15 protein-coding genes are annotated in these 16,864 nt (G+C 71.1%); 8 read left to right on the forward strand and 7 right to left on the reverse strand.

What is annotated here, in order from left to right:
- Positions 1 to 8 precede the first annotated feature (8 nt).
- The 7 genes from IG62_RS0129955 (at position 9) to IG62_RS0129985 (ending at position 8,635) form a co-directional block, all read left to right on the forward strand.
- Complete coding sequence (locus IG62_RS0129955; protein WP_030810165.1) at positions 9 to 1,325, forward strand: NAD(P)/FAD-dependent oxidoreductase; 1,317 nt, start codon at positions 9 to 11, stop codon at positions 1,323 to 1,325.
- Positions 1,325 to 2,101: a thioesterase II family protein gene (locus IG62_RS0129960; protein ID WP_030810168.1), complete on the forward strand. Its 777-nt coding sequence runs from the start codon at positions 1,325 to 1,327 to the stop codon at positions 2,099 to 2,101. Before IG62_RS0129955 ends, IG62_RS0129960 begins: the two co-directional genes overlap by 1 nt.
- Positions 2,102 to 2,144: 43 nt before the next feature.
- Positions 2,145 to 3,263, forward strand: coding sequence for a hypothetical protein (locus IG62_RS0129965; protein WP_030810171.1), 1,119 nt, complete (start codon positions 2,145 to 2,147; stop codon positions 3,261 to 3,263).
- Positions 3,264 to 3,265: 2 nt separating this feature from the next.
- Entirely contained in the window at positions 3,266 to 4,660 is a 1,395-nt protein-coding gene (locus IG62_RS0129970; protein WP_030810174.1) for an aldehyde dehydrogenase family protein, read from the forward strand.
- Between the two features lie 90 nt (positions 4,661 to 4,750).
- Entirely contained in the window at positions 4,751 to 5,995 is a 1,245-nt protein-coding gene (locus tag IG62_RS0129975; RefSeq protein WP_030810177.1) for an LLM class flavin-dependent oxidoreductase, read from the forward strand.
- Between the two features lie 28 nt (positions 5,996 to 6,023).
- Positions 6,024 to 7,157 carry an acyl-CoA dehydrogenase family protein gene (locus tag IG62_RS0129980; protein ID WP_030810182.1) on the forward strand — a complete coding sequence of 378 codons (1,134 nt, stop codon included), beginning with the start codon at positions 6,024 to 6,026 and terminating at the stop codon, positions 7,155 to 7,157.
- A complete protein-coding gene (locus IG62_RS0129985; RefSeq protein WP_030810185.1) occupies positions 7,154 to 8,635 on the forward strand; it encodes an amino acid adenylation domain-containing protein in 1,482 nt (493 codons plus the stop codon). Before IG62_RS0129980 ends, IG62_RS0129985 begins: the two co-directional genes overlap by 4 nt.
- Before the next feature lie 109 nt (positions 8,636 to 8,744).
- Here the strand turns inward: IG62_RS0129985 and IG62_RS0129990 are convergent, their stop codons facing one another.
- Both IG62_RS0129990 and IG62_RS0129995 read right to left on the reverse strand, forming a co-directional pair.
- Positions 8,745 to 9,533 carry a helix-turn-helix transcriptional regulator gene (locus IG62_RS0129990; protein WP_030810188.1) on the reverse strand — a complete coding sequence of 263 codons (789 nt, stop codon included), beginning with the start codon at positions 9,531 to 9,533 and terminating at the stop codon, positions 8,745 to 8,747.
- 31 nt (positions 9,534 to 9,564) lie between these two features.
- Positions 9,565 to 11,265 (reverse strand): amidohydrolase, encoded by a 1,701-nt coding sequence (locus tag IG62_RS0129995; protein ID WP_030810192.1) that lies wholly within the window; start codon positions 11,263 to 11,265, stop codon positions 9,565 to 9,567.
- Positions 11,266 to 11,504: 239 nt separating this feature from the next.
- On the opposite strand from IG62_RS0129995, the gene IG62_RS42475 reads away from it, so the two are divergent.
- Positions 11,505 to 12,041: a GNAT family N-acetyltransferase gene (locus IG62_RS42475; RefSeq protein WP_030810195.1), complete on the forward strand. Its 537-nt coding sequence runs from the start codon at positions 11,505 to 11,507 to the stop codon at positions 12,039 to 12,041.
- Here the strand turns inward: IG62_RS42475 and IG62_RS0130005 are convergent.
- The 5 genes from IG62_RS0130005 to IG62_RS0130025 all read right to left on the reverse strand — a co-directional run bounded on the left by IG62_RS0130005 (position 12,031) and on the right by IG62_RS0130025 (position 16,782).
- Positions 12,031 to 12,603, reverse strand: coding sequence for a hypothetical protein (locus IG62_RS0130005; protein ID WP_030810198.1), 573 nt, complete (start codon positions 12,601 to 12,603; stop codon positions 12,031 to 12,033). The two genes, IG62_RS42475 and IG62_RS0130005, sit on opposite strands and share 11 nt — an antisense overlap.
- Positions 12,600 to 13,721, reverse strand: a complete 1,122-nt coding sequence (locus tag IG62_RS0130010; RefSeq protein ID WP_030810201.1) for an ROK family glucokinase — start codon at positions 13,719 to 13,721, stop codon at positions 12,600 to 12,602. Before IG62_RS0130010 ends, IG62_RS0130005 begins: the two co-directional genes overlap by 4 nt.
- 240 nt (positions 13,722 to 13,961) lie before the next feature.
- Positions 13,962 to 14,771 (reverse strand): ATP-binding cassette domain-containing protein, encoded by an 810-nt coding sequence (locus IG62_RS0130015; protein WP_030810204.1) that lies wholly within the window; start codon positions 14,769 to 14,771, stop codon positions 13,962 to 13,964.
- Positions 14,768 to 15,811 carry an ABC transporter permease gene (locus tag IG62_RS0130020; protein WP_030810207.1) on the reverse strand — a complete coding sequence of 348 codons (1,044 nt, stop codon included), beginning with the start codon at positions 15,809 to 15,811 and terminating at the stop codon, positions 14,768 to 14,770. The genes IG62_RS0130015 and IG62_RS0130020 overlap by 4 nt, the downstream gene beginning before the upstream one ends.
- The gene (locus IG62_RS0130025) at positions 15,808 to 16,782 is read right to left on the reverse strand and encodes a sugar ABC transporter substrate-binding protein (protein ID WP_037839640.1); all 975 of its coding nucleotides are present in this window, start codon (positions 16,780 to 16,782) and stop codon (positions 15,808 to 15,810) included. The genes IG62_RS0130020 and IG62_RS0130025 overlap by 4 nt, the downstream gene beginning before the upstream one ends.
- Positions 16,783 to 16,864: the final 82 nt, after the last annotated feature.

The raw sequence follows: 16,864 nt of genomic DNA on the forward strand, positions 1-16,864 counted from the left end.
GGAATCGCATGACCGATTTTGATATCGGAATCATCGGGGGCGGTCCGGGCGGTTCCACGGCCGCTTCCTATTTGGCGCGAGCCGGTCTTTCGGTAGCCGTTTTCGAGGGGGAGACGTTCCCGCGCGAACATGTGGGGGAATCGCTGGTGCCGGCCACCACTCCCGTACTGGCGGAGATCGGCGCACTGGAGAAGGTCGATGCGGCCGGCTTCCCCAAGAAGTACGGCGCCGCCTGGACCTCACCCACCGGTGTCCGCGCCAGTGACGCCTTCGACGTTGCCGATCTGGCCTTCGCCGAGGACGAGGAACTCTGGGGGAACCAGACCTACACCTACCACGTCGACCGCGGCCGGTTCGACCAGCTGCTGCTGGAGCACAGCGGCAGCCTCGGCGCCAAGGTCTTCGAGGGGGCCCGCGTCCGCCGGGTGGACTTCGAGGGCGACCATCCGCGCATCGTCCACACCTCCGGTGGCGGCGAGCACGAGGCCACCGTACGCATGGTGATCGACGCCAGCGGACGCGGCACCGTCCTGGGCCGCCAGCTGGGCCTGAAGGTCACCGACCCGACATTCGACCAGTACGCGGTGCACGGCTGGTTCAGCGGCCTGGACCGCGGCGGCGTCGCCCAGCGCGACGAGCTCGCCGGCTACCTCTTCGTCCACTTCCTGCCCGCAGAGGACAGCTGGGTGTGGCAGATCCCCATCACCGACACCGTCACCAGCGTCGGTGTGGTCTCCCGCAAGAGCCGGCTGCGGAACGCCGGCGGCGACCGGGAGCAGTTCTTCTGGGGAGCGCTGGAGCAACGGCCCGAACTGGCCGCGGCGCTCCGCGCCTGCACCCCCGTCCGCCCGCTGAAGGTGGACGGCGACTTCAGCTACGCCATGCGGCAGATCACCGGCGACGGCTGGGCGATGGTCGGCGACGCCGCCCGCTTCGTCGACCCGATCTTCTCCAGCGGCGTGGGCATCGCGATGCACGGCGCCCGACTGCTGTGCAAGGACGTGCTCACCGCCGCCGAGGCCGGGGACTTCCGCCGGCCGCGGTTCGCGCAGTACGAGGCCGCGCAACGCCGCGGGCTGACCAATTGGTACACCTTCATCACCATCTACTACCGCCTCAACATCCTGTTCACCGCCTTCGTCCAGGACCCCCGCTACCGGCTGGATGTGCTGCGGCTGCTCCAGGGCAACGTCTACAACACCGACCGGCCGCCGGTCCTGGCCGCCATGCGCGAGGTCATCGAGACCGTGGAGAACAACCCGGACCACCTCTGGCACCCGCACCTCGGCTCGCTGCGTGCCCCGGCCGCCGCGCCACTCTTCTGATGCCGGGGGCGAGACCGGAGCGGCCCTGGTCGCGGCCGCTGGCCGGGGACGACCACGCGACCACGACGCTGGTGTGCCTGCCCTATGCCGGCGGCACTCCGCAGACCTACGAGGGATGGGTCCCGCACCTTCCCGCGGACGTCCGGCTGTTGGCGGTCGACCTGCCCGGCCATGGGCTCCTGCGCGGCGACGAGCCAGTGCACACCGACCTGGCCTACGTCACCGACAAGCTGTGCACCGAACTGCCGGGCCCCCGGCGGGCCGGCCGGCTGGTCCTCTTCGGCTACAGCCTGGGCGGCTGCCTCGCCTTCGCCCTCGCCCGCGCCTGGCGTGACCGCTGGGGCACGGCGCCGTACGCCCTGGCCATCGCCGCCTACGACGCGCCCTGGGCGCCGCGCCGGCTTCCGTTCTTCGCCGACCTGCCGCCCGAGGAACTCTGGTCGCGCGTCGGCGCGTTCGGCGCGATTCCGCGCCCCATGCTGGAGCACCACGAGCTGGCGCCGCTGCTCGTCCGGGCCCTGCGCGCCGATATCACCATGGCCGAGGGCTACCGGCCCGCCCCCGCCCCGCCGCTGGGCTGCCGGGTATCGGTCTTCGGCTGTGCCCAGGACCCGCTGACCACCCCGGAGGGACTGGCGGCCTGGTCCGCGCAGGCAGCGCCCGGCACGTACCGCCGGCACCTGTACTCCGACCCGCCCGGCGGCCACTTCTTCGCGGAGCGTGACCCGGGGCCCGTGATCGCCGCCCTTCTCGCCGACCTCGGCGCCTCCGTCTGAGCCGCCGCCCCCTTTTCCGCCGGACACCCTGAAGGACACCGTGATGGACACCCGCACCCCCACCCCGCTCGTCACCTCCGACGGCCCCGGCTTCCGCGCCGACGACCTGGTCCAGGCGGCGATGGACTGGCACTTCGGTCCGGACACCGGCTCCCGTTTCTGGCTGGAGAAGGCCCGCACCTTCTCCTTCGACCCGCGCAAGGACGTCACCACGCTCGCCGATCTGGCGCTGCTGCCCGACGTCACCGACGAGATCCGTACGGTCCCGGTCGGCGACCTCGTACCCAAGGGCCTCGCCGGCGCCGGGCCCATGCGGGTCTTCGAGACCGGCGGCACCACCGGCCGGCCGCGCCGCATCGTCGACTTCCACGAGTTCCGCCGGCAGGCCGGCTGGTGGTCCTCGTTCCTGGACCGTGAGCAGGTCCCGCAGGGCGGCAACTGGTTGCTGATCGCCCCGACCGGGCCGCATGCCGTGGGTCATGTCCTGCGGGAACTGACCTCGCTGCGGTCGGCCGTTCCGCTGCACATCGACCTCGACCCGCGCTGGGTCAAGGAGCTGATGCGCACCGGCCGGAACAAGGAGGCCCAGCACTACATCGAGCACCTGGTCTCCCAGACCATGGACCTGCTGACGACCCAGACCATCGACGTGATGTTCTGCACCCCGCCGCTGCTGGAGGTGCTCGCACAGTCGCCGCGCGCGGTGGAGCTGATCAACCGCAGCGTCCACACCATCTTGTGGAGCGGGGCATCGATGGACCGTGACACCCGGGACATCCTGCGTCATGAGGTCTTCCCCCACGTGAAGCTGCGCGGTGCGTACGGGAACACCATCACCGGCGTCTCACCGGAGTACGTCCCCACTGCCGCGGACGCGCCGGCGGACGGCTCGTACGACGACGGCAGCGCGGTCTTCGTTCCCTGCTACACCGGCTTCCTCATGGAGATCGTGGACCCCGCCGCCGGCCGCGGAGCCGTGCCGTACGGGGCCCGCGGGCGGGTCCTCGCGCACACCCTCACTCGCGAGACCCTGCTCCCCAACAACCTCGAACGGGACCTCGCGACCCGTGTCGCCCCGGTGCCCGGCCATCCGGCCGACGCGGTCGCCGATGTCGCGCCGTACGCCGAGGCCGAGGGCGAGATCATCGAGGGCGTGTACTGAGCATGCCCGCCACCACCGCCCCGGCGCCGCGCACCCTCAACGCCCTTGTGGCGTCCGGGAGTTACGCGCCCCACCGCCGCGAGGCCGTATCCGATGTCGCGGGCCGCCCCTTCGCCGACCTGGCGAGGGTGCCACGGCTGGCCGTGGCCCGCACCATCGAGGAGATGCGCCGGGCCGATGCCCCCTCGGCCGACGGGACACGAGAGGTGATCGCCGCCGCGGGCCGCCTCTTCGCCACCGCCACCCTGGACGGCGAGGGCCCGGAGGACTACTGCCACGCCGTGGCCCGGACGGCCGGACTGCCGCTGGCCACCCCCCGTGCCGCGCTCCACCTCTTCGCAACCGGCGCCGCGGCCATCGCGGACGGCGCGGCCGGCCAGCGGCCGACGGCGGTGGCGGCCCGCTACCCGGGGGCGGGCGAGGCCTCCGCCACGGCCCCGGGCGCCGTCTGGACCCGGAGGGGCGACGTCCTCGCCGTCCTCGCACCCGGCAACCACCCCGGGCCGCACCTCGAATGGCTCACCGCCCTCGCCCTCGGCTACCGGGTCGCGGTACGTCCCTCACGCCGCGATCCGTTCACCCCGGCCCGGTTGGTCCACGCCCTGCGCGCGGCCGGCCTGGACCCCGCGCACTGCGCACTGGTCCCCGGCGGCCACGAGGTCGGGGACGCACTGGTGGCGGCGGCCGACCGGTCCGTCGTCTTCGGCGGCGATGACGTCGTACGCCGCTACGGCGCGGACACCTCGGTCTTCGTCCAGGGCCCCGGCCGCTCCAAGATCCTCCTTTCCGAAGGCGCCGACTGGCGCGGCCACTTGGACGTCATCGAGGAGTCCCTCACCTCCGGCGGTGGGCTCGGGTGTGTGAACGCCACCGCACTGCTCGTCGAGGGAGACCCCCGCCCGGTGGCCGAGGCACTGGCAGCCCGGCTCGCCCGGCTCCCGGTCCGGCGGCCCGAAGACCCCGAGGCGGTCCTGCCCGTCACCCCGCTCGCCCGCGCCCACGCGCTGCGCGACCACCTCGCACGGCGGGCAGCGGGAGCCGAAGCGCTGCTCGGAGCGGACGGCCTGGTCGCCGACCTGGGCGACGGCAGCGCCGCGCTGCGCCCCGCCCTCCACCTCGTCACCGACCCGCGGGACCCCGTGCTCGGTGCCGAGATGCCGTTCCCCTGCGTATGGGTGGCGCCCTGGAACCGCCGCGACGGTCTCGGGCCGCTGCGGCACAGCCTGGCGCTGATGACGCTGACCGACGACGCCGCCCTGGTCGCCGCGGCCGTCAGCGACCCCACCATCCGCAACGTCTTCCTCGGCACCCGACCCACCAGCACCTACGTACCCGGTCTCCCCCATGACGGCCATCTCGCGGAGTTCCTGATGACCGCGACCACCGTCGTCCCGTAACCGAACCGTCCCTGAACAACTCAGCCGGCGGAGCCGAAACCTGCGGCCAACAGGCCGAAGTCCACCAAGACCCAGGGAAAGCAAAACGCCATGAAGTTCCTCCTCTTCATCACCCCCACCGTCCCCGCCACCTTCGAGGAGCGCGAGCGCCTGCGCCCCATCGGCCGCAACAACGAGAAGTACCAGGAGATGCTCACCGAGGTCCGCGAGATCGCCCAGCTCGCGGACGAGATCGGCTTCGACGTCCTCTCCACCACCGAACACCACTTCCACTCAGAGGGCTTCGAGCTCTCCGTCGCCCCGCTGCTGCTCTACGCGGACCTCGCCGCCCGCACCGAGCGCATCAAGTTCAGCCCGCTCGGCCTCGTACTGCCCTCCTGGGACCCGCTGCGCGTCGCCGAGGAGTTGGCGATGCTGGACCACCTCACCAAGGGGCGCATCTACGCCGGATTCGCCCGCGGCTTCCAGGACCGCTGGCTCAACGTGATGGGGCAGCACACCCGCGTACGCGGCGCCCCGATGGACGGCTCGGCGACCGACGATCACAACCGCAGCGTGTACGAGGAGTACATGAAGATCGTCAAGATGGCCTGGACGCAGGAGACGATCGACTACAACGGCCAGTACTACCAGGTGCCCTTCCCTTACGAGCAGGGCATCACCCGCTGGCCGGCCCAGGAGTGGACCAAGAAGTACGGCGCCCCCGGCGAGCTGGACGAGAACGGCGTCATCCGCCGTGTCTCGGTCGTCCCGGCCCCCTACCAGCAGCCGCACCCGCCGCTGATGCAGCCGTTCTCCCTCAGTGAGAAGACCATCCGCTACACCGCCCGCGAGAACATCACGCCCTGGATCCTCGGCCCGCGGCCCGAGAAGTTCGTCGACCTGTGTCGCGCCTACCAGCAGACCGCCGCCGAGCACGGCCGCGACCTGAAGCTGGGCGAGGGTGTCGGCGCCATGCGTTCCCTCCACTTCGCGGACACGCCGGAGGAGCTGTACGACATCACCGAACGCACCACCTACGCCGCCTTCAACGAGTACCTCGGCGACTTCGGCTTCTGGGAGGCGTTCCGGCTGGCCGACGACGACGAGAAGTACCCCGGCCAGATGCTGCCGAAGAGCGAATGGACCGTACAGCGGATGTTCGACTCGCGGTACGCGCTCGGCGGTACCCCCGAGCAGGTCCGCAGTCAGGTCGCCGAGGTCGCCTCCTGCTACGGCAACGACGGCGAACTGAGCTGGTTCGGCCTGTACGTGGAGCAGGGGCTGATGCCGCTGGAGGAGACGAAGAAGCAGCTGCGGCTCTTCGGCGAGCACGTCATCTCCCACTACCGCTGATCCTCCCGCCTCCCTGAAGGGCCCGCCCATGGACTTCTCCTGGACCGACCGCCAGCAGGCCGTGTACGACAGTGTGCTGGCCGGCGCCCGCGCACTCGGCGGCACCGCTTCGTGCACGCCCGCCGCCGTCCGCGACCACTGGCGCGCCTGTGCCGAGCTCGGCCTCACCGGCCTGTCGGTTCCCGAAGAACTGGGCGGGCGCGGGTACGACGCCGTGACCACCGCTCGCGCCGTTGAGGCGGCCGGGCGCGGCTGCCCGGACATGGGCCTGCTGTTCTCCGTGCTGGCCCATCTCTTCGCCACGGTCATGCCGATCGCCGAGCACGGCCATGACGCCCTGCGCGAGGAGCTCGTACCGCGCCTGGCCGACGGCACCGCGATCGGCGCCAACGCGATCACCGAGGAGGGGGCCGGCTCGGACGTCACCGCCCTGCGCACCACGGCCGAGCGGCACGGCGACCACTACCTCCTCAACGGCACCAAGTCCTTCGTCAGCAACGCCCCCGTCGCCGATCTCCTGCTCGTCTACGCGGTCACCGACCCGGCGTTCGGCTTCCTCGGCGTCACCTGCTTCGCCGTCGACCGCGACACCCCCGGCGTCACCGTCGGCGACCCCTTCGACAAGCCGGCCCTCACCACCTGCCCGGCAGCCACCGTCACCTTCACCGACGCGCCCGTGCCCGCCACCCGCGTCGTCGGACGGCCGGGGCAGGGCGCCGCCCTCTTCCAGTCCTCCATGCGCTGGGAGCGCAGCTGCCTGTTCGCCGCGTACCTGGGACAGATGTCCCGCCTCATCGAGGAGTCCGTCCAACACGCCGCGGCCCGCGAGCAGTTCGGGCAACCCCTCGCCGCCCACCAGGCCGTCGCCCACCGCATCGCGGACATGAAGCTCCGCCTGGAGACCGCCCGGCTCCTGCTCTACCGCACCTGCTGGCTCCTGGACCGCGGCGAGCACACCCCGCTCGACATCGCACTGAGCAAGCTCCACACCGCCGAGAGCGCCATCCAGACCGCCCTCGACGCCACGCAGCTCTTCGGCGGCTCGTCCTTCTCCACCCGTACGGACATCGCGCGCGCCCTGAGCGACGCGCTGCCGGCCCGTACCTTCTCCGGCACCTCCGACATCCAGCGCGAGCTGATCGCCAAGGGGCTCGGCCTGTGACCCGCTCCCCCCTTCTCCACGACCTGGTGACCCGCGCGGCCCGCCGCACCCCCGGCGCACCGGCCGTCGCCGACCCCGTCACCACCCTCACGTACGCCCAACTCGACGTGGCGGCAGACCAGTTGGCGGCCGAGCTGCACCACATCGGAGTCGCGGCGGGTGACCGGGTGGCCCTCTGGACCGACAAGACCGTGCGGGCCGTCGCCGCCACCCAGGCCGTCCTTCGCCTCGGCGCCGTCTACGTTCCCATCGACCCGCTCAACCCGGCGCACCGCGCCGCACAGATCATCGAGGACTGCGCTCCGGCCGCCGTCATCACCACCGCGGACCGCGCCCCGGCCGTCACCCGGCCCGGCACCGCACTCCTCCTCGACCACCCGGCCGAACCGCACCACACCCCGGCCGCCACGCCCTCCCACAATGCTCCGCGCCCCCGTCTGTCACCCGACTCCCCGGCGTACATCCTCTACACCTCGGGCTCCACCGGCCGCCCCAAAGGCGTCTGCCTCAGCCACCGCAACGCCTTGGCCTTCGTCGACTGGGCCGTCGACACGCTCCACGCCGCCCCGTCCGACCGCTTCGCGAACCACGCCCCCCTCAACTTCGACCTCTCCGTCCTGGATCTCTACACCGCCTTCGCCGCCGGAGCCTCGGTCCACCTCATCCCCGCCGACCTCGCCTACGCGCCCCGGGCGCTGACCGAGCTGCTCGATCACCGGCAGCTCACCGTCTGGTACTCGGTCCCCTCCGCCCTCCAGCTGATGATGCGCGCCGGCGGCCTCCTGGACCGGCCGCTGCCGGAACTGCGTGCGGTTCTTTTCGCCGGCGAAGTCTTCCCGCCCGACGACCTCCACCGGCTACGCCGGCACTGGCCGGGCAAACGCTTCCTGAACCTCTACGGCCCCACGGAAACCAACGTCTGCACCGCCTACGAACTCCCGCCACCCGACGCGACGGCCCCGCCGATCCCCACGCCCATCGGCCGCCCCACCTGCGGCAACGACGTCAGGATCCTCGCCCCCGACAACGAGCTCGCCGTCGCCGGCCCCACCGTCATGCTCGGCTACTGGAACCGGCCACCGCACCAGGGCTGGTACCGCACCGGTGACCGCGTACGCCTCGCCGAGAACGGCGACCTCATCTACCTCGGCCGCCTCGACGACACCGTGAAGATCCACGGCATCCGGATGCATCTGACCGAGATCGAGGCGGCCCTCTCCTCCCACCCCCATGTCTCGGAGGCCGCGGCCCTGGTCACCCGCTCCGCCCTCGACACCCGGCTGACCGCCTTCATCGTCCCGGCCACCACGACCCCGCCCACACTGCTCACCCTCAAACGCCACTGCGCCACCCGCCTGCCGCGCGGCATCACCATCGATGCCGTCCACCACCTCCCGGCCCTCCCCCGCAACGCCAACGGCAAGGTCGACCGGCATCAACTACGCCGCGACAGCGCCCCGGGCTCCGACGCTCCCTGACCGGCGGGCCTCCCCGAGCGCTCCCGCCTCCCTGGAAGTTGCCGGTCGGGAGGCGCCGGCCAGAGGCCGTGGTTTTGAGGCGTTCGGGCGGGACGCCGACGGATTCGGGTCAGGGGGAAGGTTCGATTCCCCACGTGGCGGCTCGGGCGGCGGCGGCCGCGCGGTTGGGGAGGTCGAGCTTGGTGAGGATGTGCTCGATGTGGGTGGCGACGGTGCGCGGGGTGATGTAGAGGCGTTCGGCGATCTCGCGGTTGGTGCGACCGGTGGTCAGTTCGGCCAGTACCTGGAGTTCCCGTGGTGAGAGGCCGCCCGGCCGCCGCGGGTCCATGCGCTGCGGATCGGTGGCGGCGTGGTCCGTGGCGGCCTCCTGGGGTCGCGGGGTGGTGCGCGGGGCGACGGCAGCGGCGAGGGACTCGGTGAGGAGGGTGACCACGGCGCGTGCCGGGTCGGGTGTGCGCCGCGGTCGGCGGGTGCTGACGTTCAGCATGCCGACGTACCGGCCGTCGGCGTCGAACAGGCACTGGGCCACCCCGTCCTGGATGCCGAGGGGGGACAGCACCTCCAGAAAGCCCGGTGAGGCTGCCAGGAGGTGCCTGGGAACCTCCCTGAGCCAGAGACCGCCTCGGGCCGGGCTGTGGAGGACCGGGAAGACCGGGTCGTGGTGGAGGCGGGTCTCGATATAGGTGGTGGCGTCGTCCGGGTAGCTTCCGGCCAGGGTGGTGTGGCGCCGGCGCAGCGGGTCCCACCGGGTCAGGGAGGCATGGTCGTAGGCCATGACCTCCGACAGCGCCGCCAGGACCGCGTCGAGGCCGGCCGTGCCGCTCGTGGCGCTTCTGGCGGCCTGGCGGACGTGCACGGCCGCGTCCAGGATGTCTGCCGTGCTCCGGTTGGCTGCCATCCCCCAAGGATGATCATGTGCAGGGGGTAGGTCAATCGCGGAGGGTGTCGTGCACGACCTGCCCGTCCATGACGGTCAGGACGACGGGCATCTCCGGGATGTCGTGGGGGTCGGCGGCGAGCAGATCCCCGTCGAGCACACAGAGGTCGGCGACCTTGCCGGGCTCCAGGGAGCCCTTCCAGTCGTCGGCGAAGTCCTGCCAGGCCGCGTCGATGGTGTACGTGCGGACCGCTTCGGCCAAGCCGATGCGCTGTTCGGGGCCGCTGACCCGGCCGGTGGCCTTCGACTCGCGGAGCATCATGGTGGCGATGCCCTGGCGCCAGTCCGGGTGGGTGACGGGGGCGTCGGATCCGCTGGCGACCCGCACGCCGGCGTCGAGGGCATCGCGGTAGGGCCATGCGTACGCGGCACGTTGGGCGCCGACGAAGTCCTCCTCCATGTCGGCGACGGTCCATTTGATGGTGGGGTTCATGTTGACGCCGAAGCCATGTGCGGCCAGCACCTTCATGCTGTGCGGGGTGAGGAAGTCGCCGTGGATGAGGTAGTGGCGGGCGTCGGGACGCGGGTGTGCGGCCATGGCCGCGGCGAAGGCGTCCGCCACGGTGTCGATGGCCCGGTCGCCGGTGACGTGCACGCCGATTTGGTGCCCGGCGGCGTGGGCATGCCGGATCATGGCGTCGATCTCGGTGATCCGCTCGGTGTCGGTCCCGCCGCCGACGCACAGGCAACCGCTGCCGCCGCCGACGTACGGCTCGTGCATCCAGGCCGTCTTGTTGGGGACGATGCCGTCGGCGAATATTTTGACGCCGTGGATCGCCAGGCGGCGCGGATCGGCGGTGGTCCTTCCGAGGGCGTTGAGCGTACGGGCGAACTCCTCAGCGGTACTCGTCATGCCGGTGGGCAGGAGCAGGACGCCGACGCGGGCGGTCAGTTCGCCGTCGGCCAGGAGTTGGTGGTAGACGTCGAGGGTCTGCCGGCCGAGGGCGCCCCGCATGATGCCGTCGCCGCCGGGGCCGAGTCCGGGCTCGGTGTAGCTGGTCACGCCGAGCCGGGCGAGGGTGGCGAGGGTCGACCGGATGGCGTCGGTCCGCTCCTGCCGGCCGAGCGGCGGCAGGACATTCTGGACGAGGGCCTGGGCCCCCTCGTGCAGCAGCCCGGTCGGCTCCCCGGCGCCGTCCGTGACGATGGCCCCGCCGGGTGGTGCGACGGTGTACCGGTCGATGCCGATGAGCTCCAGCGCCTTGGAGTTGACCCACGTGGCGTGGCCGGAGAAGGAGTACAGGACGACCGGGTGGTCCCGGCTCACGGTGTCGAGGTCGTGCCGCGAGGGCTGCCGGGAGGGATCGGTGACGCATTCGTCGAGGTAACCGGTGTCCCAGCCGTGGCCGGTGATCCACTGCCCGTCCGGGGCCCGCCCGACGGCCTGCCGTACCGCCGCGGCCACGTCCGCGAGGGAGGAGACGGCGGGGTGACCGAGGTCGAGGGAGAGCGGCGGGCTGGCCATCCCGAAGGCGCATCCGTGGAGATGGGAATCGTTGATGCCGGGAAGCAGCGTCGCCCCGCGCAGGTCGATGACGCGGGTTCCCGGGCCGACGAGCGGCGCGATGTCGTCCCGACTTCCCACGGCACTGATGAGGCCTCCGGTCACCGCCAGGGCCGAGGCGACGGTGAACCGCGCATCCACCGTGACCACCCGCCCGCCGAGAAATATCAGGTCCGCGTACGTGTCCACAGAAGGAGTCCTTTCGAAAGGCGGCGGGTGCACGACAGCCACCCGCGAACGATCTTTCGAGGACTATGGCCGGGCACCCGCCCACCGCACATCGGTCATCTCACCGATGGCGCTACGAGCTCTTGCAGTGGTTGTGTTTCTGCGGCGTGGCCTCCGCCAACCACCGTGGTGCCCCTGGTCCGTGCGGGCGCCCGGTTCGAGAACGGCGTCCTGGTCGAGCGTTCTGAGAGGATCACCGCATGACCGGCCAACGCCCCGCCGCCCCCGAATCCCCCGGGCCCTTCGCCGAACCGGTGCGGCTCGACCTGTCCGATCCCGACACCCTGCGTCATCTGTGGGACCTTCAGCGGGCGGCCTACGCGGTCGAAGCCCGGCTCATCGGCTTCGACGGCATCCCGCCCCTGCACGAGTCCCTGGAGCAGTTGCGCGCATGTGACGAGTCCTTCCTCGGGGTTCGCGAGGGGGCGGGACTTGTCGGAGCGGTCGCATGGACCCGCTTGCCGAACGGTGCTCTGGAGATCTGCCGCCTCGTGGTCCATCCCGTCGCGCATCGCCGCGGCGTCGCAACGGCCCTGCTCGACGCTCTGGACTCGATCGAGCCGGCGGAACTGACCGTCGTCTCCACCGGAACCGCCAACCTGCCCGCGGTCGCGCTCTATCTTCGGCGCGGATTCATACCTGTCGGCGAGCGCCAGATCGCGCTCGGCGTCACGGTCACGCTGCTGGAACGCGAGAACGCATCAGCATCCCACGAGACCGCGGCGGTCAGAACTTGACCGTCGACACCGTGTACACCACGGGGTGTCCCGGCTCGTCGTAGCTGACCATGATGCGCTGCGACGGATGCGGGCCGCGGCTGGTGGTCGTGGTGCCCGCCCAGGGCCAGTCGACGCTGAAGTCCCAGCCGACCTTCGCCGCCTGGTCCGGCGGGATGGTCCTGTGGTCCTTCTTGAGCGCGGCGGTGCTGGTGCCGACGGCCGCGAGGTAGTGCTCCAGGCCCCACTCGTTGGTCCGGAACTGGACGAACAGCGAGCTGGTTTCCCAGGAGTTGGTCTCGTAGTAGTAGACCGGGGTCGAGCCGATCGGTACCGGGACGTTGTAGATCCGCTGCTGGACCTTGGAGGGGAAGGCGTTGGTCAGGCCGGTGGCGGCGGCCTCGGCCTCCTTGCCCTCGCCGCTGTCGCGGCTCTGCTCGGCGGAGATGACGATGTAGCCGGCCGGGATCGCAATCAGCAGGAAGACGATCAGCGCCGTCAGCACGGGGCGGCGGCGCTTGGCCCGGGGCGGCAGGGCGGTGTGGTGGTCGTCGCGCATGGTGGGGGCTTCGGTTTCGGTCATCGGCGGCCGGCCCGTTCATAGCGCTCGTAGCGCTCGACCCGGCGGCGGTTGGCACGGCGGAAGCGGCGGGCGATCAGGCGGGCGAGGTCCGCGGCGCCCACCATGCCCGCCTCGGGGCCCAACTGGGCCTTGGCGATGGTGGCTTCGGGGCGGTAGCCGCGGCCGGTGAGGTGGCGCCGGAAGGCGTCCCGGGCCGGGGCGATCAGCAGGTCGTCGGCGGCGCTGACGCCGCCGCCGATGACGAAGCAGGACGGGTCGAGGGCGGCGGCGAGGTTGGCGATGCCGACGCCGAGCCACTGGCCGATGTCCTGGAGGAGCTCGACGCACATCGCATCGCCCTCACGGGCGAGCTCGGTGATCAGCGGCCCGGTGATGTCGCCGATCCGGCCGCCGACCCGCTCGATGATGTTGTACGCGACCGGGGAGTCGGCCGCGGCCAGCTCGCGGGCCTCGCGGACCAGGGCGTTGCCGGAGCTGTACTGCTCCCAGCAGCCGCGGTTGCCGCACGGGCAGCGGTGGCCGCCGGGCACGACCTGCATATGACCGAATTCACCCGCGACCCCGTATTTGCCGCGCTTGACGGCGCCGTCCTCCAGGATCGCGCCGCCGATACCGGTGCCCAGCGTGATCATGACGAGGTGGTCCTCGCCGCGGCCGGCGCCGAACCGCCATTCCGCCCAGGCGGCGGTGTTGGCGTCGTTGTCGACCATCACGGGGACCGCCAGGCGGCCCGCGAGGCGGTCGCGCAGCGGTTCGTTGCGCCAGTTCAGGTGCGGGGCGAAGAGGACCTTGGAGCGGTCCGCGTCGACCCAGCCGGCCGCCCCGATGCCGACCGCGTGCACGTCGTGCCGGTCGGAGAGGTCGAGCACCAGCTCGGTGATGGTGTCCTCGACGACCTTGGGGCTCTTGGACTTGTCCGGGGTCTCGGTACGGACCTTCTCCAGGATGGTGCCGTCCGCGTCGACCACGCCCGCCATGACCTTGGTGCCGCCGATGTCGATACCCACCGTGGGCACGCGCGGGGCGGTCAGGTGGGAGCGCCGCTCACGGGTGCCGACCGTGCGCAGCACGGTGGCCCTGGCCGATCCCCGGTGCACCCGGTCCCGGTACATGCTCATCGACCCACCTCTTCGCCGTTGCTCCCCCGGTGCCGGACGGGCGTGGGTGGTTCCCCCATGCGGTGGCTGCGTGCTCGCAAGAGTCGTCTCGTCCCTAGGGGGTCTCGGGAGGCCGGGGCCTCGGCGTGCGGGTCAGGTGCGATTGTGCATCACCGGCGGCGTCCGGCGCACCGCGACCGGCAGCGCCGCGCCCCGCGCGGCCGGGCGGCCGGTGCGGGGCGCGGCACCCTGCTGACCTGCTCAGTCGGGCCGGTGGCCGCCGGGGAAATCCGGGGTGGCGGTGCGGGCCAGCTCGTGACTGAGTTGTTCCAGTTCGCTGCCGCCCGCCATTTGACGGGTCAGCTCCTCCAGGGCGATCTCCTGCTTGGTGTGGCTGCCGGCCATCGTGCCGCGCTTGAGGAGGACGAAGCGGTCGCCGACGAGGTAGGCGTGGTGCGGGTTGTGCGTGATCAACACCACGCCGAGGCCGGCGTCCCGGGCGGCCGCGACGTACTTGAGGACGACGCCGGACTGCTTGACGCCGAGTGCCGCCGTCGGCTCGTCCAGGACCAGGACCTTGGCGCCGAAGTAGACGGCACGGGCGATGGCCACGCACTGCCGTTCGCCGCCCGAGAGGGTGCCGATGGGCTGGTCGACGTCACGCAGGTCGATGCCCATCCGAAGCAGCTCGCTGCGGGTGGTCTCGCGCATCGTGCGGACGTCGAGGCGCTTGAAGGGGCCCACGCCGGTGGTCGGCTCGGAGCCGAGGAAGAAGTTGCGCCAGACCGGCATGAGGGGGACGACGGCGAGGTCCTGGTAGACGGTGGCGATGCCGCGGTCGAGGGCCTCGCGCGGGGAGGCCAGGCTGGTCTCCTCGCCCTCGATGGTGAAGGTGCCGCGGTCGTGCCGGTGCAGTCCGGCGATGATCTTGATGAGGGTGGACTTGCCGGCGCCGTTGTCGCCGAGCACGCAGGTGATCTCCCCCGCGTGCACCTCCAGGGACACGCCCTCCAGTGCCCGGACGTTGCCGTAGTACTTGCTGACGTCGGTCAGCTCGACCAGCGCTGTCATGCCTTGTCCTCCGCCCGCTTGCGGACCCATGCGTTCAGGAGTGTGGCGAGCAGCAGCATCGCGCCGAGGAAGAACTTGTACCAGTCCGGATTCCACTGCGCGTAGACGATGCCCTTGCTGGCCATGCCGAAGATGAAGGCGCCGACGGCGGCGCCGATCGCCGAGCCGAAGCCGCCGGTCATCAGGCAGCCGCCGACCGCCGCGGCGATGATGTAGAGGAATTCGTTGCCGACGCCGTCGCCGGACTGGATCGCGTCGTAGGAGAACAGCAGGTGCTGGCCGGAGATCCAGGCGGCGAAGGCGACGCCCATGTACAGGCCGATCTTGGTCTTGGTGACCGGGACGCCGACCGCCCGCGCGGCGTCGGCGTTGCCGCCCACCGCGAAGATCCAGTTGCCGACACGGGTGCGCAGCAGCACCCAGGTGGCCACGGCGACCAGCGCGATCCACCACACGATGGTGACCTGGATGTCGACGCTGCCGACGGTCAGGTGCGACGCGAAGAGGGTACGGGCCGATGCGAAGCCCTCCATGTCGGAGATGGACTTCGTCGAGACGGTGCCGCTGATCAGCTTGGTGAAGCCGAGGTTGAGGCCGGTCAGCATGAAGAAGGTGCCGAGCGTGATGATGAAGCTGGGCAGTTTGGTGCGGGTCAGCAGGAATCCGTTGAACGCCCCGATGGCGAGGGTGACCAGCAGGGACACCCCGACGCCGACCCAGGTGTTGGCGGTCATCTGGTAGCTGAACATCGACGAGATCAGCGCCGAGCTGACGACCATGACGCCGGCCGAGAGGTCGAATTCCCCGCCGATCATCAGCAGCGCCACCGGTACGGCCATGATCCCGATGGTCGAGGAGGCGTAGAGCACGGTGGAGAGGCTGGACGCCCGCAGGAAGGGCTCGGCGACGATCGAGAAGAAGACGAAGACCGCGGCGGCGCCGACGACGGAGCCCAGTTCGGGGCGGCCCATCAGCCGGCGGGCCAGGGAGCGGTGCAGCAGCCGTTCGTCCTGGACGGGTGCCTTGAGGGTGACGGTCATCGGGTACCCCGCTTCGTGTACTCCTGCAGGGCGCCGGCGTCCTTCTTGGTGATCACCTGGGGCCCGGTGAGCACCGGCTTCCCGCCGCCGAGGGTGTCGGAGTTGTACTTGTACAGCCAGAGCAGGTCGACCGCCTCGTAGCCCTGGAGGTAGGGCTGCTGGTCGACGGCGAAGCCGAGGGTGTTGTCCTTGAGGCCGGCCGCGACCTGGGCGTTGAGGTCGAAGGTGTCGATCTCGGCCTTGCTGCCGGCCTGTTCCCTGGCCTTGACGGCGGTGGGCGCGAAGGGCGCGCCGAGGGTGACCACGGCGTCGATGGACGGGTCGGCCTGGAGCTTGGACTCGATGGAGGACTGCACATCGGGCATGTTGGTGCCCTCGACGTAGAGCTTCTCCAGCTTGCCCTTGAACGTCTTGGCGGCGCCCTCGCAGCGCTGTTCGTGGCCGACGTTGCCCTGTTCGTGCAGGACGCACAGGGCCTTCTTGCGGCCGCGCCGGTTCAGCTCGTCACCGACCGCCTCGCCGGCCACCGTCTCGTCCTGCCCGATGTGGGTGAGCGCGCCGAACGCCTTGGACTCCTCGGCGCCGGAGTTGACGGTGATCACCGGTATGCCGGCCTTCTCGGCCTTTTCGACGACGTCCTTCATGGCGTTGGGCTTGGCGAGGGAGACGATCAGCCCGTCGACCTTCTGGTCGATGTAGGACTGCACCAGCTGGCTCTGCCGCTGGGCCTCCTCGTCGTGCCCGTAGACAAACTTGATGTTGTCCTTGAGGGCGGCCTGCTGGGCGCCGTTCTGCACGATGTCCCAGAAGGTGTCGCCGTCTCCCGAGTGGGTGACCATCGCAAACGTCCACCTGGGGGTGTTCACCGCGGCCTTGCCGCCGGCGGCCTTGGCGGCGCGCGCTTCCTCGGCGCGCTTGCCGCCGGTGCTGCTGCATCCCGCCAGGGAGGCGCCGAGCACCGCCGCCAGCACGGCGCTCACGACGCGTCCCCTTCTTCGAACCCTTGCCACGAGGACTCGCCCTTCCCGCTGATCTCGCCGTGTCGGCTGCGTC

It is taken from the genome of Streptomyces sp. NRRL S-337, from assembly GCF_000720175.1.
Taxonomy (GTDB): domain Bacteria; phylum Actinomycetota; class Actinomycetes; order Streptomycetales; family Streptomycetaceae; genus Streptomyces; species Streptomyces siderophoricus.

What these genes read in the sequence shown, in the direction of transcription:
- IG62_RS0129955 (WP_030810165.1), top strand. Translation starts at nt 9, where the DNA reads ATGACCGATTTTGATATCGGAATCATCGGGGGCGGTCCGGGCGGTTCC.
- IG62_RS0129960 (WP_030810168.1), top strand. Translation starts at nt 1,325, where the DNA reads ATGCCGGGGGCGAGACCGGAGCGGCCCTGGTCGCGGCCGCTGGCCGGG.
- IG62_RS0129965 (WP_030810171.1), top strand. Translation starts at nt 2,145, where the DNA reads ATGGACACCCGCACCCCCACCCCGCTCGTCACCTCCGACGGCCCCGGC.
- IG62_RS0129970 (WP_030810174.1), top strand. Translation starts at nt 3,266, where the DNA reads ATGCCCGCCACCACCGCCCCGGCGCCGCGCACCCTCAACGCCCTTGTG.
- IG62_RS0129975 (WP_030810177.1), top strand. Translation starts at nt 4,751, where the DNA reads ATGAAGTTCCTCCTCTTCATCACCCCCACCGTCCCCGCCACCTTCGAG.
- IG62_RS0129980 (WP_030810182.1), top strand. Translation starts at nt 6,024, where the DNA reads ATGGACTTCTCCTGGACCGACCGCCAGCAGGCCGTGTACGACAGTGTG.
- IG62_RS0129990 (WP_030810188.1), bottom strand. Translation starts at nt 9,533, where the DNA reads ATGGCAGCCAACCGGAGCACGGCAGACATCCTGGACGCGGCCGTGCAC.
- IG62_RS42475 (WP_030810195.1), top strand. Translation starts at nt 11,505, where the DNA reads ATGACCGGCCAACGCCCCGCCGCCCCCGAATCCCCCGGGCCCTTCGCC.
- IG62_RS0130005 (WP_030810198.1), bottom strand. Translation starts at nt 12,603, where the DNA reads ATGACCGAAACCGAAGCCCCCACCATGCGCGACGACCACCACACCGCC.
- IG62_RS0130010 (WP_030810201.1), bottom strand. Translation starts at nt 13,721, where the DNA reads ATGAGCATGTACCGGGACCGGGTGCACCGGGGATCGGCCAGGGCCACC.
- IG62_RS0130015 (WP_030810204.1), bottom strand. Translation starts at nt 14,771, where the DNA reads ATGACAGCGCTGGTCGAGCTGACCGACGTCAGCAAGTACTACGGCAAC.
- IG62_RS0130020 (WP_030810207.1), bottom strand. Translation starts at nt 15,811, where the DNA reads ATGACCGTCACCCTCAAGGCACCCGTCCAGGACGAACGGCTGCTGCAC.